The organism is Aequorivita echinoideorum (assembly GCF_018476645.1).
Taxonomy (GTDB): Bacteria; Bacteroidota; Bacteroidia; order Flavobacteriales; family Flavobacteriaceae; genus Aequorivita; species Aequorivita echinoideorum.
Map to the genome: position 1 here is coordinate 622,769 of NZ_JAHCTB010000001.1, position 24,758 is coordinate 647,526.

The window sequence follows — 24,758 nt, forward strand, 5'->3', positions numbered from 1 at the left end:
TATCTTTAAAATTCTTGTATTTTTACCAGACTATGTTAGACGGGTTACCCTATGCAGCTTTTTATGGATTTTTATTGGCCTTTGCCGTTGGCCCGGTTTTTTTTACGTTAATAGAAACAGCCATAACCAAGGGCATCAAGGCGGCTCTTTTTTTCGATTTTGGGGCATTGTTTGCAGATGTGGTTTTTATTACTATCGCTTTTTTCAGCACAAGCAAAATTCTTGAGAAAGTAAAACACGATCCTGGTCTGCTTATTTTCGGTGGTGCAATTTTAATGGCTTATGGCATCATTTCATACATACGCACCAATAAATCTATTTTCAGGATTGTGAGAGAACATTATGCTGTAAAAGTGAAAAAAAACCTGGGAGGCCTATTTTTAAAAGGTTTTCTTCTGAATTTTGTAAACTTCGGGGTACTCGCGGGATGGATTGGTACACTAATTATGGCAAACGCGCTTACCACTACAGATAATGGGGTAATACTATTTCTGGCTACCGTTCTTATAACTTTCTTCGCAACAGATATTTTAAAAATCTTACTTGCAAAAAAACTGAAAAGTAAAATGACGCCCCGTTTTATTTTTAAAACTAAAATGTGGGTAAGTATTATTATTGCTGGCTTTGGATTAATTTTATTGCTTCAGGGTGTTTTCCCGGGAGAGGTGAAAGCTGGGTTGGAAAAAATCCCGGGACAGCAACATCCATTGGAAAAACCTATTCCTCCAGTTGAGGAACCTTTATAAATAAAAAACCTCCAATACAACGTTGAAGGTTTTTGAGGTATTGAGCGCCCCGACACTTCGGGGGAACCGCCGTTGCTGGTAAACTAAAAAACCTCCAACACTATGTTGAAGGTCTTTGAGGTATCGAGCGGATTCGAACCGCTGTAGCAGCTTTTGCAGAGCTGAGCCTAGCCACTCGGCCACGATACCCTATTAGGGTTGCAAATGTAAAAAAATTAAACGTAAAATTCCTACTTAATTAGCAAATTACCGTTTCTGCTTAAGAGTGACGCTTACTTCGGCAACATCGCCACCAATAGGCGGATTCAGTTTTGCCACGGTGACTTTTACTTCATCCACCAATTCAATTTTCTGAAATACCGAATCCACAATGCGTTTGGCCACGTGTTCCAAAAGCTTTGAGCGTACCGCCATTTCATCCTTCACAATTTGCTGAAGTTGTACATAATCCACGGTATCATTAAGTTCGTCACTTACAGCCGCCCCTTTCAAATTTGCTTTTACCCAAATGTTTACAATGTAATCAGAACCTATTTGTCCTTCCTCTGTTAAGCAACCGTGATAGGCATAAATACGAATATTTTTTAAGTGAATGCTACCCATAAAATTTCTTTCTGCAAAGATAGAAGAGAATTTCTTTTTCAGTTAATTGGTTACCTTTGTACCTCTCAAAAAAAATTATAATGACAAACGAAGCCGCGCCGCTCAATTTCATAGAACACATCATTGAAGAAGATCTTTCAAAAGATTATAAAAGAGAGCAATTGTGCTTTCGGTTTCCACCGGAGCCTAATGGGTATCTCCACATTGGCCACGCCTCATCCATTTGCCTTAATTTTGGTCTTGGCGAAAGATATAATGCTCCGGTAAACCTGCGTTTTGATGATACAAATCCAGCGAAGGAAGAACAGGAATTTGTGGATGCCATTAAAAAAGATATTTCATGGTTGGGTTATGAATGGGCTACGGAATGTTATGCATCAGATTATTTTCAACAGTTGTATGATTGGGCCGTTCAAATGGTTAAGGATGGCAAGGCGTATGTAGATTCTCAGACTTCTGAGGCCATTGCCGAACAAAAAGGAACACCTAATACCCCTGGTAAACCCAGTCCCTTCAGAAATCGTTCTGTTGAAGAAAATCTGGATTTGTTGGAGAAGATGAAAAACGGTGAAACCAAGGAAGGTGAGCACGTGCTGCGAGCCAAAATAAATATGGAATCACCAAATATGTTGATGCGCGACCCGGTTATGTACCGAACCATAAACAAACATCACCACAGAACGGGAACCGATTGGAAAATTTTCCCGATGTATGATTGGACGCACGGCGAGAGTGATTACATCGAGCAAGTATCACATTCCTTCTGCACACTTGAATTTCTGCCACACAGGGAGCTTTACGATTGGTTCTTGGACCAAGTGTACGATTCCAATAAATTGCGCCCGAAACAACGAGAATTCGCCCGTAGAAATTTAAGCCACACCGTTGTTAGCAAGCGTAAATTAGCACAATTGGTCAGCAACGGTGTAGTTACCGGTTGGGATGATCCACGCATGCCCACTATTTCTGGGTTGCGTAGAAGAGGATATACGCCAGATTCCATTAAAAATTTTGCAGATAGTATTGGCGTTGGCAAGCGCGAAAACTTAATTGATGTCTCTCATTTGGAATTTAATGTTCGTGAAGATCTCAATAAAAAAGCGCCGAGAATAATGGTTGTTTTGGATCCCGTGAAATTGGTAATTGACAATTATCCCGAGGGAAAAACCGAAATGTTCGAGGCGGAAAATAATCAGGAAGATGAAAGTGCAGGAAGTAGGGAAGTGCCATTTTCGAAGGAACTTTTTATTGAAAGAGAAGATTTTCTTGAATCTGCCAATAGTAAATTTTTCCGATTGACCTTAGGGAAGGAAGTACGTTTAAAAAACGCATACATCATAAAAGGTGAAAGTGTAGTAAAAGATGCAGATGGAAACATTACTGAAATCCATTGTACATACGACCCAGACAGCAGGAGTGGTAGCGGTAGCGAAGCTTCATTAAGAAAGGTAAAAGGAACATTGCATTGGGTTTCTGCGGAACACGCGCTGCCGGTTGAAGTTCGACTTTACGATCGTTTGTTTACTGAAGCCTCTCCAGATACCAACAAGGAAAGGGATTTTATGGAATTCATCAATCCGGATTCTTTGAAAGTAATAACCGGTTATGCAGAACCAAGTGTAAAAAATGCGAAACCTGAGGATAATTTTCAGTTTCAGAGGTTGGGCTATTTTGTGGTGGATAGGGATACAACCACAGAGCGAATTGTGTTCAACAGAACCGTTCCCTTGCGCGATTCTTGGGCTAAGATTGCCGAGTAGTCATATATTTCCGTTAATGAATTTATAGCTCTGCAAAACGGCCTTTACCGTGGAATCTTTAAAAACTTTTCGAGGTTTGGAGAATCCGTGTTTGGTTATTGAATTAAAATTCTATTTATTGATGAGCATCGATGGTCTTCAACAAACCTCTCGATTTAACATTTACCACAATATAAAACCACTTTTTTTAAGAAAATTTGGCAATAATTTTTTTCTTTTATGACAAATTTATATAATCGAAATCATCTATTAACCGGTTATTAACAGCACGCTCATATCCCATTAGTTAATTTTGTCATTATTAACTTTAAACAACAAACTAAAATGGCATCAAATACAGGTCAAACGCTACTTGCAATATTAACTGGAGCTGCTATAGGCGCAGGAATAGGGATTCTTTATGCTCCAGATAAAGGTTCAAACACTAGAACTAAATTAAGCAAAGAAGCTAAGAAAGCACAAAAGCAATTGAACAAACAAATTCAAGAAACTACTTCAAATTTGAGTTCAAAAGCGCAAAGCGCAAAATTTAGCTTCGAACAAAAATTGAACGAAACTCTCTCTTCAGCGAGCTACAAAGCAGATGAAATCCTTTTGGCTATGGAAGATAAGTTGGAAGCATTGCGTAGGCAGAATGCAAAATTACAGATTGATTCAACCGTTGACCAAGCTAAAGCGACTGCGAAAAAAGTAATATCGTAATTATGGCATTTAAAGGCCTTACAGAAAATTTACATAAAGTTGCCGACAGGTTAGAAGATTACAGTGCAAGCATGGCGGAGTATTACAAACTCCGCCTTTTTAAATCTGCTATGAAAGGTTCTATTGCACTTGTAAACCTTTTGGTCTATGGTAGTATATTTCTCTTTGTATTGCTTTTTCTATCGATAGGAGGTGCCTTTTGGCTAGGTTCTTTTTTTGAACATAGCTACTACGGTTTCTTGCTCATTGGTGCATTCTACGGAATTATTTTGATTTTTATGTTTGTATACGGAAGAAAAATTCTGGAACGCAGACTGCTCCACAAATTTTCAGGTCTTCTGTACGATGAAAATGATCTCTCCCCAAAAAAAATGGCCGAGAAAGAAGTAAATGAATTTCAACATTCGGTGAATAAAGTCACGGACGAAGAACTCACTGAACTTGAAATTGATAACAAATAGTTGCATATGAAGCGATATACTACTTTTGAAGAAATAGACAGGGATTTGAAATATTTGAGGTTGAAAGCACAGATTGACCTCGAGGAAGTAAAGCTCAGCTTCAACCACGGAAAGGAAAGTTTAAAGGAATCTTTGAATCCTATTAATATGATTGCAAGCACGGCTGGGGCAATTTTGAAAAAAGCCTTTGTTTTAAAAATGGTGGACAAAATTGTGGGGATTAAACCTGTTAAAAAACAAGATTACGAAGAGAACGATTCGCTATAGCGAATCAAAAGCATTCAATAAAAAACCCTCATTATTTGAGGGTTTTTTTTATTTAAAATTTTAAATCCAAGTCATCAGTATCACTTTCGTCGTTATCCATATTTTTTGGTGGCGAAGGGCGTGTAGTTCGCTTTTTCGGGGCAATTCCCCGGGCTTGATTCTGTTTCTTCATTTCTTCTCCTATTTGGTTACTCGCTACAAAGGATGCAATCATATTGTTCAGCATATCGCTACCTGCCTGTGGTGAATTGGGAAGAAGAATAAGATTTGTATTGGTTTCTTCGCCTATTGATTGCAACGTATCATAATGCTGTGTAACAACAATAAGCGCAGAAGCCTCTTGCGAATTGATACCCACATTGTTCAAAACGTCCACACTTTCTTCCAGTCCGCGGGCAATTTCCCTACGCTGGTCAGCAATACCCTGCCCCTGCAAACGTTTGCTCTCAGCCTCTGCACGGGCTTTAGCAACAATTTTTATTCTTTCCGCTTCGGCTTCAAATTCTGCCGCAACTTTTTCACGTTCCGCGGCATTAATTCGGTTCATGGCCGCTTTTACTTGAATATCTGGGTCAATGTCCGTAACCAGTGTTTTGATGATATCATAACCATACGTGCTCATCGCTTCATTTAATTCTGCCTTTACTGCAATTGCCACATCATCTTTTCTTTCAAAAACATCATCCAATTTCATTTTGGGAACTTCCGCGCGAACCACATCAAAAACATAGCTAGTTATTTGATCATGGGGATTTTGAAGTTTATAAAAAGCATCATATACCTTTTGTTGCAGCACTTGAAATTGCACGGAAATCTTGAGACGCACAAATACATCATCCTTCGTTTTGGTTTCAACAATCACGTCGAGTTGCTGAATTTTCAGATTTATTCTACCCGCAATCCTATCAATAAGTGGAATTTTCATTTGAAGTCCGGAATGACGGATACTTTGAAATTTTCCAAAACGTTCCACAATGGCCGCCGTTTGTTGCTTTACCGTAAAGAACGAAGAGAACAGAATTATAAGCGCAATGACCAAAAGCGGTATCAAAATAAATGAGTTCATTTCTTAAAAAAGTTAAGTGATTAGTTGTTGAAGATACAAAATTAAACCTATTTTCACGGCCCCAAATAATCTTGACATGAAACTGAAAAACTTCATTTTTGCGGTTGCAATTCTTCTCATTTCCCAATCAATTTCCGCACAGCGCAACTATGGTGGCTACAATTTTCTAGGAATAACCGGCGGATTGACTTTTTTTGACATCAATACAGATGATTTTGTAACGAGCCAGAGCACGGGTTTTATGGCTGGTTTTTCTGCACGCGGCGCATTCCGGAATGATTTTGATCTTATTTATGGCCTCACCGTTCAGAATTCTCAAGTATCCATCCAAGCGAGTAATGCTGCCAGCACCCAATTTGTGGATTACAGTCTATTGGGCGCGCAAATTCATTTTATGGGAAGTTATAACATCGTTGTAAAACATCTCAGTATTGAATTTGGGCCAGTTTTAAATGTAAACGGTAAATTAAATCTGGAACAGGAACAGTTTGAAGATTATGTAATAACCGGTTATAATGAACTGCGCGCACAGGATATTCTTGATATTTCGAAAATCGATTTTCGTGTGGCAGCCGGCATTACCGCTGGTTTTGAACATTTCAGAATTTCAGGTCAATATCAATATGGAGTTACCAATATGCTGAACAATTTAAACGAACAGAACCTTGAAATCAACGATTTTAAGGGAAATAGTTCAACTTTAATTGTTTCGGGTGTTATCTATTTTTAATCGATAAATGCGATTGCTCTTTCTATTCTGAAAATGCTTTCTTTTTTGCCAAGAATGGAGAGAATATCAAAAACATCTGGGCCTTTCATTTCGCCTACCAAGGCCAAACGCAGAGGCATCATCACTTTTCCGAAGCCAATATTTTCTGAAGTAATCCACCCTTTTATTTTTTCTGAGATAGTTGCTGCCGAAAAATCATCAATTTCATTTAAAATTGAAACAACCTCATTTAAAAGTATCGAAGTTTCATCCTTAAATGCTTTTTCTGCGGCTTTTGGATCATAGCTATTTGGCGTTTCAAAGAAAAAGCTGCCCTGTTCCCACAAATCCTCCATAAATGTTGCGCGTTCCTTTAAAAGCGAAACAATGCTTTCAAGATTTTGCGAAGCTTCAATGTTTTTATTTTTCAGCAAATCAGCGAATTGTGAAGCCAATGCGCTGTTATCCATCTTTTGAAGATATTGATGCTGAAACCATTTCGTCTTTTCAGGATCAAATTTGGCTCCCGCTTTATGGACACGCTCCAGCTCAAAGGTATTTACCAAATCCTTCAAACTGAAAATTTCCTGTTCCGTTCCTGGATTCCAGCCCAAAAATGCGAGCATATTTATAACGGCTTCGGGCAAATAACCATCTTCCCTGTATCCAGAAAACATTTCTCCTTCAGCAGGTTGCCATTGCAGCGGGAAAACCGGGAAACCCATTTTATCTCCATCTCGTTTGCTCAACTTTCCATTGCCGGTTGGTTTTAAAATCAAAGGCAAATGCGCAAATTGTGGTGCGGTCCAACCAAAGGCTCTGTACAAAAGAATATGTAGCGCAAGGGAAGGAAGCCACTCTTCCCCGCGGATGACGTGGGTTATCTCCATTAAATGATCGTCCACAATATTTGCGAGGTGATACGTGGGCATACCATCGCTCTTAAAAAGAACTTTATCGTCGAGAATACTGGTATCCACGTGCATTTCGCCGCGAATAATATCATTTAAATGAAGATTTTCCTTTTCAGGAGATTTAAAACGGATAACAAATTCCTCACCAGCATCAATCTTTTTTTGTGTTTCTTCTTTGGAAAGGGTAAGTGAATTTTTCAATTTCTGTCGATTGTGCCAATTGTATATGAAAGTTTTCCCTTTCTCTTCGTGATCTTTTCGGTGCGCGTCCAGTTCTTCCGCAGTGTCAAAAGCATAATACGCATTGCCGGATTCAATTAAATCATCTGCATATTTTCTGTAAATATGCTTTCGCTCGCTCTGCCTGTAAGGTCCGCAATTGCCTTCTTTACCCGGTCCTTCATTATAAGGAATCTTTAGCCAATTTAAAGCTTCAATTATGTAAGCTTCAGCACCTTCCACATATCGGTTTTGGTCTGTGTCCTCAATTCGCAATAAAAAATCACCACCGTGTTTTTTCGCAAATAAATAATTGAACAACGCCGTGCGCACACCGCCAATATGTAATGGACCCGTGGGACTGGGAGCAAACCGAACCCGAACTTTTTCAGACATACATTTAATTTTTATTGAAACGTAGGCGCAAAGGTACAATTATACGTTCGCATTTTAAAGCCCATGATAATGCGTCTCTCCTTTTTTGGAGCAATATTTGCAGAAGTTTTTGGAACAAAATATTATTGTATTTTAGGAGTTTGAAGAGCAGGAGACGTTTCTATGGGCACATTTAGCATCATTCAGCAAAAGCTGGAGCAGTTTATTAAAAAATATTACACAAATGAGTTGATCAAGGGAACGATTCTCTTTTTCGCCATTGGGCTGTTGTATTTACTTTTCACGCTGCTCGTTGAATATTTTCTTTGGTTAAATCCAGCTGCGCGGCGCGTTCTTTTTTGGAGTTTTATTATTGTTGAGTTTGCGCTATTCGTCCGCTTTATAGCTTTTCCATTGGCGAAACTTTTTAAGTTTCAGAAAGGAATTTCATATGAAGATGCCTCAAAAATTATTGGAAACCATTTCCCCGAAGTAAGCGATAAGTTGTTGAATGTGCTTCAATTGAATCAAAATAGAAAAGAAAGCGAATTACTGGCAGCCAGTATTGATCAAAAAGCTACCGATTTACAACCGATTCCTTTCAAAAGCGCGATTAATTTTAAAAAAAATGCGAAATATTTAAAGTACGCGGCAATCCCCATTCTAATTTTTGCACTATTCAGCGCTTTGGGAGGATTGGAAATCTTTTCAAGTAGCTACACCCGCGTGTTGCATTACGATACCGCTTACGAACCGCCAGCGCCCTTTTCATTCATTGTTATGAATGAAAATTTAAATGCAATTGAAAATAAAAGTTTCACGCTGAAAGTTAGAACTGAAGGTACGGCCATTCCAGAAAACGCGAGCATTGATTATGATGGCGAAACGTACTATATGCAACAGCTTGCTCCAGGATTGTTCGAGTATACATTTGCACAACCTACGGATGCCATTCCATTCAATTTAAAGGCAAATAAGGTAACCTCTCGCCAATACGTTTTGGATATTGTAAATACCCCATCGCTTATAAATTTTGAGATGTTTTTGGATTATCCAAGTTACACTGGAAAGCAGGATGAGACAATGAAAAGCACAGGGAATGCTACTATTCCTGAGGGTACGCACGTTCGCTGGAATGTTTCAACAAAAAACACAACAGCAGTTACGCTGAAAACGGCCGATACAGTATTTTCATTTTCTGAAAAAAATCAAGTTTTTGATTTTAAAAAAGGAATTTACAATAGAATGGATTATGCCATAACCACCTCAAATAAGCAATTGAAGGATTATGAAAATCTTGCTTTTACTTTGAATGTGGTAAAGGATCAATTTCCGGAGATTGATGTTGAGTCTAAGCAGGACAGCACGGATAGCCAGCGAGTTTTCTTTTTGGGCCAAATTTCTGATGATTATGGCCTTACAAAATTGCGATTGGTGTACTATCCGGAAGGTGAAGAGGAAAAAAGTAAGATGGAAAATCTTCAGCTCTCAAAGGGAAATTTTGACCAATTTACGTTTTCATTTCCAGGAAATCTTCAATTAAATGAAGGAGTTTCGTATGAATATTATTTTGAAGTTTTTGATAATGATGCCATTCACAACTTCAAATCCACCAAATCCGGCATATATTCTTTTAGAAAATTTACAAAAGATGAATTGGAGGAAGAACAACTTCAAAATCAAAAAGAAGCAATACAAGGCTTGGATAAATCGCTTGAAGATTTAAAAGACAGAAAGCAAACGCTCGAGGAGCTTTCCCGAACGCAAAAGGAGAAGAAGGAACTCAATTACAACGATAAAAAGAAACTGGAAAACTTCATTCAGCGCCAAAAACAGCAAGAGCAAATGATGAAGAATTTTTCAAAGGAACTCAAAGAGGAGCTTCAAAATTTTCAACCAGAGAAGGAAAAGGATGACTTTAAACAGCAATTGGAAAAACGTTTAGAAGAAAATGAAGAACGCTTAAAGGAAAACGAAAAACTGCTTGATGAGCTGGAGAAAATTCAAGATAAAATTGAAAAGGAACAATTGACCGAAAAGCTTGATAATCTATCCAAGCAAAATAAAAATCAAGAGCGTAACTTGGAGCAATTACTGGAGCTCACAAAGAGGTATTATGTAGAAAAAAAGGCTGAAAAGCTTGCTGAGGAGCTTTATAAATTAGGCGATGAGCAAGAAAAATTAGCTGATGGGCCAGAAAATGAGAACACAAAGGAAAAACAGGAAGAATTAAATGAGCAATTCGAGAAGTACCAAGAAGAAATGGAAGAACTCCAAAAGGAGAATGATGAATTAAAGAACCCTATGGAAATCCCCAAGGACGAACCCGGAGAAAAACAAGTTGAAAATGATCAACAAAAAGCTACGGAAAATCTTGATAAAAACCAGAAGCAGGATGCCTCAAAAAGTCAAAAAAATGCTGGCAAGAAAATGAAGGAAATGGGCAAAAAGATGCAAATGGATATGCAATCCGGCCAAATGGAAACGATTGAGGAGGATGCCAAAATGTTGAGACAAATTGTTGATAATTTGGTTACTTTCTCTGTTGAACAAGAAGATTTAATGGAAAATTTTAAAAAAATTGAGTATGGAAACCCTACTTTCGGTAAGAAATTAAATGTACAGAACGATTTAAAGATAAATTTTGAGCACATTGATGACAGTCTTTTTGCTCTGTCCCTTCGGCAACCACTTTTAGGAAATGAAATCAATAGTAAGCTTATTAATATTGAATATAATATTGAAAAGTCATTGGAACGCTTAGCACAAAACGAATCTAGACAAGGTATTGGAAACCAGCAATATACGGTAACAAATTCTAATGATTTAGCAGTTCTTTTAAGTGATCTGTTAAATAACATGCAGATGCAAATGCAGATGCAAGCTTCGGGCTCAGGATCAGGAAAAGGAGCGCCAAGTCCAGGGAAAGGGCAGGGTAGCGGACGTGGTTTTCAACTTCCTGACATAATTGAAAAGCAGGAAAGTTTAGAAGAGAAGATGAAGGAAGGATTGGAAAAAGGACAAAATAAAGGCAAGGGCAAAGGCGAAAAGGAAGGACAGGGTCAGGGCAACGGAAAAGGTGATGGTCAAGGGTCAGGTGAAGGTGATAATGGAAGAGATGGCAAAACCGGTAAGTCCGGCAACGAAAGTAATGGAGACGGGCAGAACGGTGAGGGCAATGCTGAAGATTTAAATGGCGAACTGTTTGAGATTTTCAAACAACAGCAGCAGCTAAGACAGCAATTACAGGACCGTTTGAATAAAGATGGATTTAATGGAAATGGCGGCAATCTATTGAAAAAAATGGAAGGAATTGAACAACAATTACTCGACAAAGGATTCAATCAAAATACACTGCAACAAATGATGAACCTTAAATATGAACTTCTAAAATTGGATAAAGCTGAATTTGAACAGGGCCAAGAAACAAAACGAGAGTCTAAGACAAACAGGCAATCTTTTAAAAACACAAATAGGGTTTCACCTGAAGAAATAAAAAAATATTTTAACACTACGGAAATTTTGAATAGAGAGTCATTACCCTTGAAGCGGGAATATAAAAATAAAGTACAGGATTATTTTAAGAATTCGAATGATTGAATTTTATTACGAAACGGAATTTAAAATTGAAAACGAAGCCAAGGTTTCTGAATGGATTTCAAATACAATTATAGAAGAAGGTTTCGAGCTTGGTGAAATTGTGTATGTTTTTTGCGATGACACATATTTGCACAGGTTGAATGTTGAATTTTTAAATCACGACACTCTTACAGATATCATAAGTTTTGATTATTCTATGGGTAAACTGATAAGTGGAGAAATCTATATCTCTATTGAAAGAGTTCTTGACAATTCAAATGATTTTGACACCACTTTTTTAAATGAATTGAACAGGGTAATTATTCATGGTATACTTCATTTTTGCGGGTATAAGGACAAGGACCGAGAGGCTCAACGACTTATGAGAGCAAAAGAAGATGAAGCGTTATTGAGATTAATCGATTAGCATAACTAAATTGTTTGGTTCCAACAAATTATTGTAATTTTGCCAACTTTTAATAAAGTTCAAATATTGAATGTTCCACGTGGAACAAAATTTATTATATGTTTTTAGAAGAATATGATGTAATTGTAGTAGGTGCTGGCCACGCGGGCTCCGAAGCGGCTGCGGCTGCGGCTAATCTAGGCTCTAAAACCTTACTGGCTACAATGAATCTTCAAAATATTGCCCAAATGTCTTGCAACCCAGCTATGGGCGGCATCGCAAAAGGTCAGATTGTGCGGGAAATAGATGCATTGGGTGGTTATAGTGGGATTGTCTCCGACAAAACCGCAATTCAGTTTAAGATGTTGAATGTTTCAAAAGGCCCCGCGATGTGGAGTCCTAGAGTCCAGAGTGACCGTATGCGTTTTGCCGAGTTCTGGAGGCTTAAACTTGAAAGCACTAAAAACCTGGATTTTTATCAAGAGATGATTTCTGGAATTTTAGTTGAAAATAATTGCATTAAAGGAGTCAAAACTTCTTTAGGTCTGGAAATTAAAGGCAAGAGCGTTGTTCTTACCAATGGAACTTTTTTGAATGGTTTAATTCATATAGGTGAAAAGCAATTTGGAGGTGGTAGAGCTGGCGAGAGAGCTTCGACAGGCATTACTCAGGATTTGGCAAATTTGGGATTTGAAGCAGGCCGAATGAAGACTGGCACCCCGCCACGTGTTGACGGTAGGTCTTTGGACTTTTCAAAAATGATAGAACAGCCTGGTGATGAAAAGCCACAAAAATTCTCTTTTTCAGATGAAACACAGCCGCTAAAATTTCAGCGTCCATGTCATATGAGTTACACGAGTTCTGACGTGCACGAAGCTTTGAAAGAAGGATTTGATAGATCCCCGATGTTTAACGGTGCCATTGAAAGCCTTGGCCCAAGATATTGCCCGTCCATTGAGGATAAAATCAATCGTTTTGCGGATAAGGATAGGCATCAATTGTTTGTTGAGCCAGAGGGGTGGAACACGGTTGAGTATTACATAAATGGTTTCTCTACATCTTTACCTGAAGATGTACAATTCAATGCACTCCGTAAAGTAACTGGATTTGAAAATGTAAAATTTTTTAGACCGGGTTATGCAATAGAATATGATTATTTTCCCCCTACACAATTGAAACATACACTTGAGACAAAGTTAGTGAGTGGTTTATACTTTGCAGGTCAAATCAATGGAACAACAGGTTATGAAGAGGCTGCATCGCAAGGGTTGATGGCTGGAATTAATGCACATCTAAAAGTTCAAGAGAAAGAGCCGTTCATCCTAAAAAGAAATGAAGCATACATTGGAGTTTTAATTGATGATTTAATTACAAAAGGTACGGAAGAACCTTATAGAATGTTTACCTCTCGAGCAGAATATAGAACTCTTCTAAGGCAAGACAATGCAGATTTTCGTTTAACCCCCCTTTCCCACAAAATTGGTTTGGCTTCCGATGAAAGATTGAAACGAATGGAAGCTAAACAGAATAAATCTAACGCTTTTATTGAATTTTTCAAAGAAAATAGTGTAACCCCGGAAATACTAAACCCAATTCTGGAATCTAAAAATTCAGCAATAGTTTCTCAAAGTGATAAAATGTTCAAGCCTTTTTCTAGACCTAACATCACTATGAGGGATATGCGGAAAATTGATGAGGTTGAAAAATATATAAAGGAAAATGATCTGGATATAGAAATGATTCAACAAGCGGAAATTCAAATAAAATATTCTGGATATATTGAAAAGGAAAAAAATAATGCAGACAAATTAAATAGGCTTGAGGGCTTAAAAATACCTGATGAATTTGATTATTCAAAATTGAAATCTTTGTCATTTGAAGCTCGAGAAAAATTATCTACAATAAAGCCAACAACGGTATCGCAAGCATCACGTATTAGTGGTGTTTCTCCAAACGATATTTCTGTCCTGCTAGTTTATATGGGTAGATAAACTAATGTTTCACGTGGAACATAAATTAAATTTCCAAATTCTTGAGCAAAAAATATATCTACATATCGACACGCGACTATTTAGTTTCAAAGGAAAAATTTGATTTGGAATTCGATCGGGATTTAGATATGTTAATAACCATTCCAAAGCCACATGTCGATCAACTTTCAAAATATTACGAAAGTGATGAATATATTTCCCACACTGATAATAATTCAGGATTAATTAATAAATTATATCAGTATGTGAAATCTATTTCAATCCGTCAAAAGGTAAATCTAATTAATTTAGAAAATAAGGGTGCTGGTAATTTGCTCGACATAGGTGCGGGGACTGGAGATTTCTTATATGGAGCAGAAGAAAAGGGTTGGAAGATTCATGGTGTTGAACCTAACAAGCGCGCATCTGATGTCGCTAGACAGAAGGGGATTAATTTAGAAAATTCTTTAGATAAATTCAATAATCAAACATTTGATGTAATTACACTTTGGCACGTATTGGAACATTTACCAAATTTAGATGATTCAATAAATAGAATTAATGGTCTATTAAAGAAAGATGGAACATTAATTATTGCTGTTCCAAATTACAAAAGTTTCGATGCCAAGTACTACAAAGAATATTGGGCAGCCTACGATGTTCCGCGCCATTTTTGGCATTTTTCTAAAAAATCAATTGAAAAGATTTTTTGCAACGAATATAAATTGAAAAAAATTAAACCTATGTATTTTGATTCATTTTACGTGAGCCTAATATCTGAAAAATACAAATCTGGATTAAAGTTTTCAATTAAGGCAATTTTCATAGGACTTCTCTCAAATATACGCGGAATATTTACTAGAGAATATTCTTCTCACATTTACATTCTTAAAAAACTATAATTTCTCAATTTTAAGACATTAGAAGCATTATTGTCTTAAAATGGACTATTGTACGAAAATTTTGAAATTATTCATTCAATCCTTTTTAAACAGCTAATTTTAAATAGCTAAAAACTATACAATCCTCTTTCGACATAGGGAATTTCTATATAATTTCTTTTTTGTGAATTAGTCTCGTTAGTTGGATTGACATATCAGAAAAAATAACTTTAGCATTTCCATTTCGCTCAATGTAATATGATGCATTTTCTAGTCTTTCTATAATATCAAAAATATTATTTTGATGAACAAATGGAGCAAATTTCTGTAGTGAAAAAGATTTATCATTGGCCTCAAAATATTTTAAGGATTCCGCTCCATAATTTGTGATTAGGGCTTGCCTAAAGATTTCGATGCAGTAAAAAAGAAATTTTTTTTGTGTTTCCCTTCCGTATCCCGCTAGCATTTCGCTCCACTCCAATAATTGATTTATAGAGCTTTTGTTGCCTTTCGCTTTAAAAGCTGTACGTACCCAATTAATGAACCATTCCTCAAAAACCTTATCTTCTCCAGAATTTTCAAGCAATTGAAGAGATTTATTATAATCCCCATGGGATCTTCTGGCAATTTGCATAGCAGTACTGAAATCAATATCATTATTTTTAACTAATTGATTAGCAATATCTTCGGCAGTTAATAAAGGTAGCTGTAATTTTTGGCAGCGTGATTTAATGGTGGTAAGAATTTGACCCTCATTTTCTGTTAAAAGCAATAAAACAGTTTTGTCCGTGGGTTCCTCAATAATTTTTAAAATTTTATTGGAGCATTCTGCATTCATATTTTCTGCCATCCATATTATCAATACTTTGTAGCCGCCTTCATAAGATTTTAATGCGATTTTTTTCCCGATAGACTCAGCTTCATATTTGCTGATATTTCCCTGTTTTTTTTCGATACCAATAGCCTGCAACCACTCAAAAAGAGATGCGTATGGGTTATTTAAAACAAACTCACGCCACGCTTCAGAATAGTGGTCTGAAACCGCATTCTTTTTAATGTCCTCACTCGTATTTACGGGATAAACAAAGTGAAGATCTGGATGGGTTAATTTGGAAACTTTATTCTTGCAGGCCTCATATTCCGGACTTTCCTTTTCATATTGCCAGCACAAAATGCTTTGCGCGTATGCAATTGCCGTAGGCAATAATCCACTACCATTTATTCCGCAAAAAAGCTGTGCGTGAGGAATTCGGCCATTTTTTACAGTTTGTTGTAAATGCGATTTTATATGATGATTTCCTATTATTTCTGAAAAATCCATTCGCAAAGCTAAATAATTTTATGCTGGAATTTTTTCAAAATAGATCGCTTGCAAAAATTTTCTCTTTCAAGATTTATCTATTCAAAAAACTATATTTGTAACCTATTAAATAAGCTATGAAAACTATAAACGACTTCAATTTTAAAGATAAAAAAGCACTGATTCGCGTTGATTTCAATGTCCCGTTGGATGAAAACTTAAACGTTACAGATGATACAAGAATCAGGGCAGCCAAGCCTACGATTTTAAAAATCCTTGAAGATGGCGGCAGTTGCATTTTGATGTCTCATTTAGGAAGACCAAAATCCCAAGAAGCCAAGTTTTCCCTAAAACATGTAGTAAAGCCACTTTCAGAAATATTGGGTATTCAAGTAAAATTTGTGGATGACTGCATTGGTCCCAAGGTTGATGAAGCAGCAGAAAAACTGGAATCTGGCGAAATTCTTCTTTTGGAAAATCTGCGTTTTTACGATCAAGAGATAGATGGCGATGTAGATTTTGCAAAGAAACTTTCAAAGCTGGGAGATATTTATGTAAATGACGCATTTGGTACCGCACATCGTGCCCACGCTTCCACAGCAATTATAGCAGAACTCTTTCCCGAAAATAAATGTTCGGGCTTGTTGCTAGCTTCAGAGATTGAAAATGTAAATAAAGTTTTGGAGAGCAATGAAAAGCCGGTAACAGCAATTATTGGTGGCGCTAAGGTCTCTTCTAAAATTACCATCATTGAAAACATTTTGGGTAAAATTGACAATTTGATTATTGGTGGAGGTATGGCTTTTACGTTTGTAAAAGCCCAAGGTGGAAAAATTGGAGGTTCCCTAGTTGAAGATGATAAATTGGACCTGGCACTGGATATTCTAAAGGTTGCAAAAGAAAAAAATGTAAAGGTCCATTTGCCTGTTGATTGTGTTATAGCCGATAGTTTTTCAGAGATGGCAAATACCAAATCATCGGCAATTGACGATATTCCAGATGGTTGGATGGGTCTTGATACAGGCCCTAAAACAAATGAGTTGTTTTCAGAAGTGATTAGGAATTCAAAAACCATACTTTGGAATGGTCCGGTAGGGGTTTTTGAAATGAAAAAATTCGCAGAGGGAACAAAAATTTTAGGCAAGAATATAGTTGAATCTACAAAAAATGGGGCTTTCTCATTAGTTGGAGGTGGTGATTCAGTAGCAGCGGCACAGCAATTCGGCATTACAGATAAAGTAAGTTACGTTTCCACAGGTGGTGGTGCCATGCTGGAAATGTTGGAAGGTAAAGTACTGCCGGGTATCAAAGCACTGGAAAATTAGAATTAACAATCAGCAGATTAGGGCCTTAAAAGTTAAAAATTTGGTCAATTTCCCACATTCGTTATATTTGACAAAATTTTATGAAAAAGATAACGTTACATTTCTTTACGTTATTCAAATTTTTGGCGTAGTGATTGTAGCATTTTGATAAAAAAAATTCACTTAAAGCAATAAATAGCTGATGAAATTAAAAAATCTCCCCCTCCTGCTGTTGTTGGCCTTCAGTATAACTTTTGCTCAACAGGGCAAAAAATCTTCAGACAAATTAAATACGAAGAAGATTCAAGTAGTAGATTCTATAAAAGTTACCAAAATATCCAAAGAATTGCCTAAAACAACGGTAGCCACTTCGGTCAAAGATACCACGATTTTCGATTTGAAAGATTTGGCTTTCGCGAGAAAAAAAGATAGCCTCTGGTTGAAGGAAATGTACAAATCTGACCTATTCGAGGATATTTACAACAGCGTAGCGAATCAAAACTACGAAATGGTGGATTATGATGAATTACCCACCGAAGTTTTAAAACAAAGACTTAAAGAGCTTGATGCGCGAACACCTTTTAAGGTTGAATACAATGAATCTTTGGAAAGTGTCATTAAGCAATATTTGAAAAATAGAAGAGGAACCCTGGAGCGTTTAATGGGGTTGAGTGAATACTATTTTCCAATGTTTGAGCAGGAATTAGATAAAAACAATCTTCCACTAGAGTTGAAATACTTGGCAGTAATTGAATCTGCCCTAAACCCACGAGCTCAATCTCGTGTAGGTGCTACAGGTTTGTGGCAATTTATGTTTACAACCGGTAAAATGTTTGGACTGGACGTAAGCTCTTACGTTGATGAAAGATCGGATCCAATTATGGCTACTGAAGCTGCCTGCAAATATCTTAAAAGCTTAAATAATAGTTTTAATGATTGGGATCTTGCCCTAGCGGCGTATAATTCTGGACCAGGTAACGTTTCTAAAGCAATTAGAAGATCCGGCGGAAAAACCAATTATTGGAATCTACGCAACTATTTACCGCGTGAAACTGCAGGGTATGTTCCCGCATTTTTGGCAACTATGTATATTTTTGAATATGCCAATGAGCACGGGTTTAAAAAGGGACGGACAACGATACCTTACGTTGCAACTGATACTATTCGTGTAAAACAACAAATTACTTTGGATCAAGTTTCTAAACTTACCAATGTGGATAAGGAAGAACTTGAATTTTTAAATCCATCATATAAATTGGGAATAATTCCTGTTGTAAAGAATGAAAATTACATGCTTCGCTTACCCTTGAAAGCTGCTGGAATGTTCGTAAATAATGAAGATGCCATCTATACTTTTGCTGAAGAGGCATTGGAAGAATCGAAGGAGGAAGCCCCAGAACTTTTTGATCAGCCTGAAAAAATCCGGCATAAGGTTCGGAGAGGTGAATATTTGGGCAGAATTGCTGAACATTACGGCGTGGGCATAAGCCAGATTAAGAATTGGAACGGTATGAGAAACAATAATGTTCAAGCTGGTCAAAACTTAATTATTTATCCGGCCAAGAGCTCCAAAGATATTGCCAGTGCAGCACCTGTTTCAGCAAAATCGGCATCAGAGAAGACTTATACTGTGAAGAATGGAGATTCGTTATGGAGCATTTCCCAAAAATTTCCGGGAGTTTCAGTAGAAAATATCCAAAAATGGAACGATATTAGTGGCACTAATCTCAAAGCAGGAACTAAACTGAAAATATACAAAGGATAGTTCCCGAAAACATCCTTTTAATGAAATCACTCTGCATTTTATTATTGTCATTTTTTATACTGACCTCGTGTAATAATAATGGCGAAAAAGACAATTCTTTACTACCAAAATCTGTAGGAAACATCAATGTTCTGCAAGTAATTACCCCTAATGAGCTTTGGAACGGTCAAGTAGGAGAAGCTATTAGGGAAAATTTTGCCGCGCCTACAGATGGGCTTCCGAGGGAGGAGCCTCTGTTTTCAATAAACCAAATGACTCCCGAAGGTTTCACGAGTTTTGCTAGAAGTAGTCGCCTTTTTTTATATGCCACCGTAGGAAGTAAGGATAATATTTCCATAGGCAATGACGAGTACGCAAAACCACAGGCAGGTGCTATAATTACTGCAACTTCAGAAGAAAAGCTTATAGCGTTTATCAATGAAAATGCGCAAAAAATTATCGAAAATTACCATAAAACAGAATTGGCCGAAAGACAGCGCAGAAGTTCAGTTTCACTAATGAAATCAGATTCGTTGGAAAATGTGATGGGAGTTTCACTCAAAATACCCTCTGCATACAGAATTGCAACTGCCACAGATGAATTCTTTTGGCTCAGAAAAGATTTGAAGGATGGTACTACAAACATTCTTGTTTACATGGCACCACTAAATCTAATTACTTCAGACAGTACAGCGATTGGCGAAATAATTAAAATTAGGGATTCCATCGGCAGCAAGCTTTTACCCGTGGAGGACGATGGTCAGTTTGTGACTGAAGAAGCCTACGCGCCCTATATTTTTACCACACAAATTGATGGAAAATTTGCGTATGAAACCAAAGGCACGTGGGAAGTAAAGAATGCGTGGATGGCCGGTCCGTTTTTAAATTATGCGGTTAGGGATGAGAAAAACAACAGGTATCTTATTCTAGAAGGATTTACCTACGCTCCATCAGTAGAACAGCGCGACCTTCAATTTGAATTGGAATCAATTTTGAAATCAGCTAAAATCAAATAGAATACAAATTCAGTAATAGTAAAAGCCCATTCAATAAAATTTGAATGGGCCTTTTTTAATTTTTTAAAGAGAAAATTCTATTTGTTCTCGTCAATTTTTTTTTCTGATGGAGGTGTAGATGTAGCGTTTGTAGCATTCTCATCTTTTGAAGCATCCTTAAATTCCTTTAATCCACTTCCCAATCCACGCATCAATTCCGGTATTTTCTTTCCACCAAAAAGCAAAAGAACCACAATTACTATTAAGGCAATTTGCCAAGGCCCAATGGCTAAAGGAATAAATAAAGCATTCATAGTTTCTATATTTTAATTCGAACAAAGGTAAAAAGAAAATAGTCAAATAGACCCATTTCAACAAAAGTTTAGCTTTTCCAGCCTACGTTTCTTTTATATTTGTACAAAGTAATTTTTGAAAATGGAAAAGAGGGAACGTAGATCCAAAAAAATTAAAAGGAAACTCCTTCATAAATACCGGATGGTAATACTGAATGAGGAAACGTTTGAGGAACGTTTTTCATTTAAGTTGAACAGGCTTAATGTGTTTGTTTTCAGTACTCTTTTTGCCCTGTTTCTTATACTTGCAACCACTTTCATTATTGCCTTTACACCACTGCGGGAATATATCCCCGGGTATTCATCTACCACACTCAAACGGAAAGCAACCCAGTTGGCCTATGAAACAGACTCGCTACAGCAGATTATCAACGTAAATGAACAATACCTCGCTTCCATTAAAAAAGTATTGACTGGAGACGTAAAAACAGTAGAATTCAATAAAGATTCCATTATTGAAGCCGCCAAGGTAGATCCCACTATCTTAGTTCGTACTTCTCCACGTGATTCCATATTACGGGAAGCAGTAGCAAAAGAAGATAAATACAATCCATTATTGGCGAATAGAAATCAACAATACGCGCTTTTTTCACCAGTAAAAGGAACTATTACCGAAAAATATGATTCAAAAGCAAAACATTATGCTGTGGATGTTGTGACAGTGAAAGACGCTCCCGTTAAAGCGGTGGCGGACGGAACGGTGATTTTTGCGGAATGGACCTCAGAAACCGGAAATGTTATCATTTTGAAACACAATAATAATTTAATATCAGCCTATAAGCACAACGCAAAGTTGACGAAGCAACAAGGTGAAATTGTAAAGGCTGGTGAAGTAATAGCGATTGTAGGCAATACCGGAGAATTCACCACTGGGCCGCATTTGCATTTTGAATTGTGGCGTGATGGCTATCCCATTGACCCCACTACTTTTATAGATTTTGATTAAAAATAAATGTCATTAAAATCCATTTCAGCAAAGCTTTTCGCAAAAATTGTTTCCGTCCAAATTAAAAAATGGGCGGCCAATCCTATTGAAACACAGCGCAAAGTTTTCTCGAAATTAATTGCTGAGGCCTCAAATACGGTGTTCGGAAAAGATCATAATTTTGATAGAATAAAATCTTTTGAAGATTTTGCGAGTCAGGTTCCAATAAGGGATTATGAAGAATTAAAACCCTATGTAGAACGGGCTGTTTTGGGTGAAACGGATATTCTCTGGCCTGGAAAGCCTCTCTATTTCGCAAAAACATCCGGAACTACTTCTGGGGCTAAATATATTCCATTGACAAAACAATCGCTGCCGCACCACATCCGTGCGGCGCGTAACGCAATTCTTTGCTATATAAATGAAACAGGAAAATCAGATTTTGTTGATGGAAAAATGATCTTTTTGCAGGGTAGTCCAGAAATGAATACCAAAAATGGAATAAAAACGGGCCGGCTTTCGGGTATTGTGGCGCATTATGTGCCCGCATACCTCCAAAAAAATAGATTGCCCAGTTGGGAAACCAACTGTATAGAAGATTGGGAAACCAAGGTGGATGCCATCGTTGAGGAAACAAAGAATGAAAACATGACCGTTATCAGCGGTATTCCATCCTGGGTGCAAATGTATTTTGAAAAGCTGCAAAAAAATACCGGGAAAAAAGTAGGCGACCTGTTTAAAAACTTCAATCTTTTCATTTATGGAGGTGTAAATTTTGAACCGTACCGCGCCAAGTTTGAAAATTTGATAGGAAGAAAAGTGGACAGCATCGAGCTGTTTCCGGCGAGCGAAGGCTTTTTTGCATTTCAGGATAAACAGCATGAAAAAGGAATGTTGTTGTTACTGAGTTCTGGAATTTTCTATGAATTTGTTGAAGCTTCAACTTTCTTTGATAAAAATCCCGTTCGCCTTACGATAGGCCAAGTAAAATTGAAAACAAATTATGTGATGATTGTTTCAACAGATGCTGGACTTTGGGGCTATAACGTGGGCGATACCGTTCAGTTTACATCGCTGAAACCGTATCGCGTTATAGTTTCTGGAAGGATCAAACATTTTATTTCAGCCTTTGGCGAGCACGTAATTGGAAAGGAAGTTGAACAGGCAATGAAGGAAGCCATTTCAAAATTTCACTTTACTATATCAGAATTTACGGTAGCACCCCAAACCGATACTCAAAATGGCGAATTACCTTACCACGAGTGGCTCATCGAATTTGAAAAGGCTCCGAAAAATCTGGCTGAAGTTGCCAAATATCTTGACGAAAATATGAGGAATCAAAATTCATATTATTTCGATTTAATTAAAGGGAAGGTGCTTCAACCCTTAAAAATTTTCAGTTTAAATAAAGATAGTTTTCAGCGCTATATGAAATCCCAAGGCAAATTGGGCGGCCAAAATAAAGTGCCCAGACTCTCCAACGACCGGAAAATTGCTGATGATTTGGTAAAACTTCAGCCTACAAATTAATAGTACCTTTGTTTTATGAATAAATTGAAATCGCACACACGCACGCGGGCGCAGGAAAGTACGCAAGCAATTGAAAGATTGTACATTACCATGCGCCATCTTTTTAACAGGGGTTTTTACAAGCCTATGGGTATTTCTGGAGAATCCCTGCGCGAATCCCTGCTCACGCTAAGGCCAGAAATATATGGTTCCATAAAGGAAGATAAAATAGAATTGCAGGGCCTACTTTACGTAATGGACCGCTTGCCGTACGGAATCGAAGAATGTAGATTTATAAACCTTACCAGCGATGAAGGCTACAAAAACTCACATTTTGAACCTATTATTCCGCTAAAGCGAAGGAGAAATTGCTATAGGATTGATGAAGAGCAAATGAATATTGAGATTACTCGTGGCCGTTCAGAAATATATGATATTTTGACGCATTTGACCTTTCTCTTCATTGAATCCCACAAAATTATGAGGCAGGTGGTCATTGATGAAAGTGGTGGAGTAATTCGCGACTGGAAAAAACTGGAGCAAGCAGTTCTCAAAAAAGGAAAACTTACAAAGGAAGAAAGGGAAGTAACATTAACCCACACCGCTAATTTTTTGGGCCGCACTTTTGAGGAAGTCAATAGCATCTACCCATTTTTTAGCAATAAAAAGAATGAAGATAGGTTTTTGAGCATCATCTATTTTCTCGGAAAAATTGCAATCGAGGAAGTTGTTGAGGAAAATCAGCGAATCATAACCTTCAGTCCCGTATTGCGGGAGCGTCTGGGCCACCACATCCACGGTGAACGCTGGGCTTACCGTATAAAGCAGACGCTTCAGCAAAATAATTTATTGGAGCGGCCTATTCATATTATCAGCGCGAATATGCACAGCGTGATGAATTCGCTGTATGCCCCAAAGGCATTGGCTTCAGAATTTTCAAAAAAGAAACCGGTTGAGGTATTTGAAGCATTAAGCAATCCCTTGAATGGTAAACTTCGTGATAAAGTAATTAAAACCGCACTGGAAAGCGGTATGGTTTTCATTCCCGATGAAAGCGGGACAAATATTGACGTCCAGATTATTGACACATCAAAAGTTGAAAATGATGCCTATATAAATTGGCCGGCGGAAATAGAAACTGATAAAAAACCAATTTTGATTGTCATGGATTATGCCTTTGGCGAACAGGCTTATGAAACGATGGATGAACTTTTGAAACCGTATACTGATGAAAAGAATCAGCGTTTTTTTATGAATATTGCTTCAGTTTCCATTATGGGGAAGGCGGGCATTCTTGAAGGCGGTAAAGGTGATATTATGATTCCGTCTGCCCACGTTTTTGAAGGTACGGCCGACAATTATCCTTTTAAAAATAAATTGAAAAAATCCCATTTTCAGGATGATAATATTAAGGTTTGTACGGGGTCTATGATTACCGTTTTGGGAACTTCACTTCAAAACCGTGATGTGCTAAAATTTTTCCACAACAGCACATGGAACGTAATTGGACTTGAAATGGAAGGTGCCCATTATCAAAAAGCGATTCAGGCTGCCTCAAAAATTAGAAGAAGTATTAGCCCAAAGGTCAAGGTGAGGTATGCATATTATGCTTCGGATAATCCTTTGGAAACAGGGAGCACATTGGCGAGCGGTGGCTTGGGTACGAGCGGTGTAAAACCTACATATTTAATAACGGAAAAAATGTTAAAACAGATTTTAGAGATTCCTAAAAATTAATTTTGAAGCACTATAATTATCTAAGGTTTAAAAATTTAATTTCGATTTACGAAATTTTTGTTGCTTACACAGAATGAGAAAAATATTTTATCTAAAAAATTGTTTTCATTGTAGGAGTTAAAGAACGCAACCATTTTCGGCAATTTTCATCTGCCCTACACACATTTGAATTCAATATAAAATTGAATTTGTGTTAAAAAAGAAATAAATAATTCAAAACTTGTAAAAACCAA

21 protein-coding genes and 1 tRNA gene are annotated in these 24,758 nt (G+C 37.2%); 16 read left to right on the forward strand and 6 right to left on the reverse strand.

What is annotated here, in order from left to right; all coding sequences use genetic code 11:
- The first annotated feature begins 32 nt into the window (after positions 1-32).
- A complete protein-coding gene (locus KIV10_RS02955) occupies positions 33-746 on the forward strand; it encodes a LysE family translocator (protein WP_214111990.1) in 714 nt (237 codons plus the stop codon).
- A 118-nt stretch (positions 747-864) separates the two neighbouring features.
- Here KIV10_RS02955 and KIV10_RS02960 read toward each other — a convergent pair.
- Both KIV10_RS02960 and folB read right to left on the reverse strand, forming a co-directional pair.
- Positions 865-935 (reverse strand) — tRNA-Cys (locus KIV10_RS02960).
- A 57-nt stretch (positions 936-992) separates the two neighbouring features.
- Complete coding sequence (folB, locus tag KIV10_RS02965; RefSeq protein ID WP_214111991.1) at positions 993-1,349, reverse strand: dihydroneopterin aldolase; 357 nt, start codon at positions 1,347-1,349, stop codon at positions 993-995.
- Positions 1,350-1,429: 80 nt separating this feature from the next.
- On the opposite strand from folB, the gene KIV10_RS02970 reads away from it, so the two are divergent.
- The 4 genes from KIV10_RS02970 (at position 1,430) to KIV10_RS02985 (ending at position 4,539) form a co-directional block, all read left to right on the forward strand.
- A complete protein-coding gene (locus KIV10_RS02970) occupies positions 1,430-3,109 on the forward strand; it encodes a glutamine--tRNA ligase/YqeY domain fusion protein (RefSeq protein WP_214111992.1) in 1,680 nt (559 codons plus the stop codon).
- A gap of 324 nt (positions 3,110-3,433) precedes the next feature.
- Positions 3,434-3,811: a YtxH domain-containing protein gene (locus tag KIV10_RS02975; RefSeq protein ID WP_214111993.1), complete on the forward strand. Its 378-nt coding sequence runs from the start codon at positions 3,434-3,436 to the stop codon at positions 3,809-3,811.
- Between the two features lie 2 nt (positions 3,812-3,813).
- A complete protein-coding gene (locus tag KIV10_RS02980; protein ID WP_214111994.1) occupies positions 3,814-4,272 on the forward strand; it encodes a phage holin family protein in 459 nt (152 codons plus the stop codon).
- Between the two features lie 6 nt (positions 4,273-4,278).
- Entirely contained in the window at positions 4,279-4,539 is a 261-nt protein-coding gene (locus KIV10_RS02985) for a DUF6327 family protein (protein ID WP_214111995.1), read from the forward strand.
- Positions 4,540-4,591: 52 nt separating this feature from the next.
- Here the strand turns inward: KIV10_RS02985 and KIV10_RS02990 are convergent, their stop codons facing one another.
- Positions 4,592-5,605 (reverse strand): SPFH domain-containing protein, encoded by a 1,014-nt coding sequence (locus KIV10_RS02990; protein ID WP_214111996.1) that lies wholly within the window; start codon positions 5,603-5,605, stop codon positions 4,592-4,594.
- 76 nt (positions 5,606-5,681) lie between these two features.
- On the opposite strand from KIV10_RS02990, the gene KIV10_RS02995 reads away from it, so the two are divergent.
- Positions 5,682-6,335, forward strand: a complete 654-nt coding sequence (locus tag KIV10_RS02995; RefSeq protein WP_214111997.1) for a PorT family protein — start codon at positions 5,682-5,684, stop codon at positions 6,333-6,335.
- On the opposite strand, the gene gltX is transcribed toward KIV10_RS02995, so the two are convergent.
- Positions 6,332-7,843 (reverse strand): glutamate--tRNA ligase, encoded by a 1,512-nt coding sequence (gltX, locus tag KIV10_RS03000; protein ID WP_214111998.1) that lies wholly within the window; start codon positions 7,841-7,843, stop codon positions 6,332-6,334. The genes KIV10_RS02995 and gltX overlap by 4 nt on opposite strands.
- 162 nt (positions 7,844-8,005) lie before the next feature.
- Here gltX and KIV10_RS03005 point away from each other — a divergent pair, with 162 nt between their 5' ends.
- From KIV10_RS03005 to KIV10_RS03020, 4 genes are all read left to right on the forward strand, one after another.
- Positions 8,006-11,422, forward strand: coding sequence for a DUF4175 family protein (locus KIV10_RS03005; protein WP_214111999.1), 3,417 nt, complete (start codon positions 8,006-8,008; stop codon positions 11,420-11,422).
- Positions 11,415-11,828, forward strand: a complete 414-nt coding sequence (ybeY, locus tag KIV10_RS03010; RefSeq protein ID WP_214112000.1) for an rRNA maturation RNase YbeY — start codon at positions 11,415-11,417, stop codon at positions 11,826-11,828. The genes KIV10_RS03005 and ybeY overlap by 8 nt, the downstream gene beginning before the upstream one ends.
- A 98-nt stretch (positions 11,829-11,926) precedes the next feature.
- A complete protein-coding gene (gene mnmG / locus KIV10_RS03015; protein WP_214112001.1) occupies positions 11,927-13,798 on the forward strand; it encodes a tRNA uridine-5-carboxymethylaminomethyl(34) synthesis enzyme MnmG in 1,872 nt (623 codons plus the stop codon).
- Positions 13,799-13,839: 41 nt separating this feature from the next.
- Positions 13,840-14,679, forward strand: a complete 840-nt coding sequence (locus KIV10_RS03020) for a class I SAM-dependent methyltransferase (protein ID WP_246516163.1) — start codon at positions 13,840-13,842, stop codon at positions 14,677-14,679.
- A 145-nt stretch (positions 14,680-14,824) separates the two neighbouring features.
- Here the strand turns inward: KIV10_RS03020 and KIV10_RS03025 are convergent, their stop codons facing one another.
- Positions 14,825-15,979, reverse strand: coding sequence for a DNA polymerase III subunit (locus tag KIV10_RS03025; RefSeq protein ID WP_214112002.1), 1,155 nt, complete (start codon positions 15,977-15,979; stop codon positions 14,825-14,827).
- Between the two features lie 116 nt (positions 15,980-16,095).
- Between KIV10_RS03025 and KIV10_RS03030 the strand changes: the two genes are divergently transcribed.
- The 3 genes from KIV10_RS03030 to KIV10_RS03040 all read left to right on the forward strand — a co-directional run bounded on the left by KIV10_RS03030 (position 16,096) and on the right by KIV10_RS03040 (position 20,022).
- Positions 16,096-17,283 (forward strand): phosphoglycerate kinase, encoded by a 1,188-nt coding sequence (locus KIV10_RS03030; RefSeq protein ID WP_214112003.1) that lies wholly within the window; start codon positions 16,096-16,098, stop codon positions 17,281-17,283.
- Between the two features lie 181 nt (positions 17,284-17,464).
- Positions 17,465-19,027 carry a lytic transglycosylase domain-containing protein gene (locus tag KIV10_RS03035; RefSeq protein ID WP_214112004.1) on the forward strand — a complete coding sequence of 521 codons (1,563 nt, stop codon included), beginning with the start codon at positions 17,465-17,467 and terminating at the stop codon, positions 19,025-19,027.
- Between the two features lie 20 nt (positions 19,028-19,047).
- Positions 19,048-20,022, forward strand: a complete 975-nt coding sequence (locus KIV10_RS03040; protein ID WP_214112005.1) for a DUF4837 family protein — start codon at positions 19,048-19,050, stop codon at positions 20,020-20,022.
- Positions 20,023-20,099: 77 nt separating this feature from the next.
- On the opposite strand, the gene KIV10_RS03045 is transcribed toward KIV10_RS03040, so the two are convergent.
- Positions 20,100-20,315, reverse strand: coding sequence for a Sec-independent protein translocase subunit TatA/TatB (locus KIV10_RS03045; RefSeq protein ID WP_214112006.1), 216 nt, complete (start codon positions 20,313-20,315; stop codon positions 20,100-20,102).
- A 121-nt stretch (positions 20,316-20,436) separates the two neighbouring features.
- On the opposite strand from KIV10_RS03045, the gene KIV10_RS03050 reads away from it, so the two are divergent.
- Genes KIV10_RS03050 through KIV10_RS03060 form a run of 3 tightly spaced genes read left to right on the forward strand, consistent with a single transcriptional unit; the run spans position 20,437 to position 24,525 of the window.
- Positions 20,437-21,300: a M23 family metallopeptidase gene (locus KIV10_RS03050; RefSeq protein ID WP_214112007.1), complete on the forward strand. Its 864-nt coding sequence runs from the start codon at positions 20,437-20,439 to the stop codon at positions 21,298-21,300.
- A gap of 6 nt (positions 21,301-21,306) precedes the next feature.
- Complete coding sequence (locus KIV10_RS03055; protein WP_214112008.1) at positions 21,307-22,809, forward strand: GH3 auxin-responsive promoter family protein; 1,503 nt, start codon at positions 21,307-21,309, stop codon at positions 22,807-22,809.
- Between the two features lie 15 nt (positions 22,810-22,824).
- Positions 22,825-24,525, forward strand: a complete 1,701-nt coding sequence (locus KIV10_RS03060; RefSeq protein ID WP_214112009.1) for a DUF6909 family protein — start codon at positions 22,825-22,827, stop codon at positions 24,523-24,525.
- Positions 24,526-24,758: the final 233 nt, after the last annotated feature.

Bases quoted from the DNA above. Each gene is read 5' to 3' on its own strand.
- KIV10_RS03060 (WP_214112009.1), top strand. From the start codon at position 22,825: ATGAATAAATTGAAATCGCACACACGCACGCGGGCGCAGGAAAGTACG.
- KIV10_RS02985 (WP_214111995.1), top strand. From the start codon at position 4,279: ATGAAGCGATATACTACTTTTGAAGAAATAGACAGGGATTTGAAATAT.
- KIV10_RS03035 (WP_214112004.1), top strand. From the start codon at position 17,465: ATGAAATTAAAAAATCTCCCCCTCCTGCTGTTGTTGGCCTTCAGTATA.
- KIV10_RS02955 (WP_214111990.1), top strand. From the start codon at position 33: ATGTTAGACGGGTTACCCTATGCAGCTTTTTATGGATTTTTATTGGCC.
- KIV10_RS02975 (WP_214111993.1), top strand. From the start codon at position 3,434: ATGGCATCAAATACAGGTCAAACGCTACTTGCAATATTAACTGGAGCT.
- gltX (WP_214111998.1), bottom strand. From the start codon at position 7,843: ATGTCTGAAAAAGTTCGGGTTCGGTTTGCTCCCAGTCCCACGGGTCCA.
- folB (WP_214111991.1), bottom strand. From the start codon at position 1,349: ATGGGTAGCATTCACTTAAAAAATATTCGTATTTATGCCTATCACGGT.
- KIV10_RS03050 (WP_214112007.1), top strand. From the start codon at position 20,437: ATGGAAAAGAGGGAACGTAGATCCAAAAAAATTAAAAGGAAACTCCTT.
- KIV10_RS03055 (WP_214112008.1), top strand. From the start codon at position 21,307: ATGTCATTAAAATCCATTTCAGCAAAGCTTTTCGCAAAAATTGTTTCC.
- KIV10_RS02980 (WP_214111994.1), top strand. From the start codon at position 3,814: ATGGCATTTAAAGGCCTTACAGAAAATTTACATAAAGTTGCCGACAGG.
- KIV10_RS03005 (WP_214111999.1), top strand. From the start codon at position 8,006: ATGGGCACATTTAGCATCATTCAGCAAAAGCTGGAGCAGTTTATTAAA.
- KIV10_RS02995 (WP_214111997.1), top strand. From the start codon at position 5,682: ATGAAACTGAAAAACTTCATTTTTGCGGTTGCAATTCTTCTCATTTCC.
- KIV10_RS02990 (WP_214111996.1), bottom strand. From the start codon at position 5,605: ATGAACTCATTTATTTTGATACCGCTTTTGGTCATTGCGCTTATAATT.
- KIV10_RS03030 (WP_214112003.1), top strand. From the start codon at position 16,096: ATGAAAACTATAAACGACTTCAATTTTAAAGATAAAAAAGCACTGATT.
- mnmG (WP_214112001.1), top strand. From the start codon at position 11,927: ATGTTTTTAGAAGAATATGATGTAATTGTAGTAGGTGCTGGCCACGCG.
- KIV10_RS03040 (WP_214112005.1), top strand. From the start codon at position 19,048: ATGAAATCACTCTGCATTTTATTATTGTCATTTTTTATACTGACCTCG.
- KIV10_RS02970 (WP_214111992.1), top strand. From the start codon at position 1,430: ATGACAAACGAAGCCGCGCCGCTCAATTTCATAGAACACATCATTGAA.
- KIV10_RS03025 (WP_214112002.1), bottom strand. From the start codon at position 15,979: ATGGATTTTTCAGAAATAATAGGAAATCATCATATAAAATCGCATTTA.
- KIV10_RS03045 (WP_214112006.1), bottom strand. From the start codon at position 20,315: ATGAATGCTTTATTTATTCCTTTAGCCATTGGGCCTTGGCAAATTGCC.
- ybeY (WP_214112000.1), top strand. From the start codon at position 11,415: ATGATTGAATTTTATTACGAAACGGAATTTAAAATTGAAAACGAAGCC.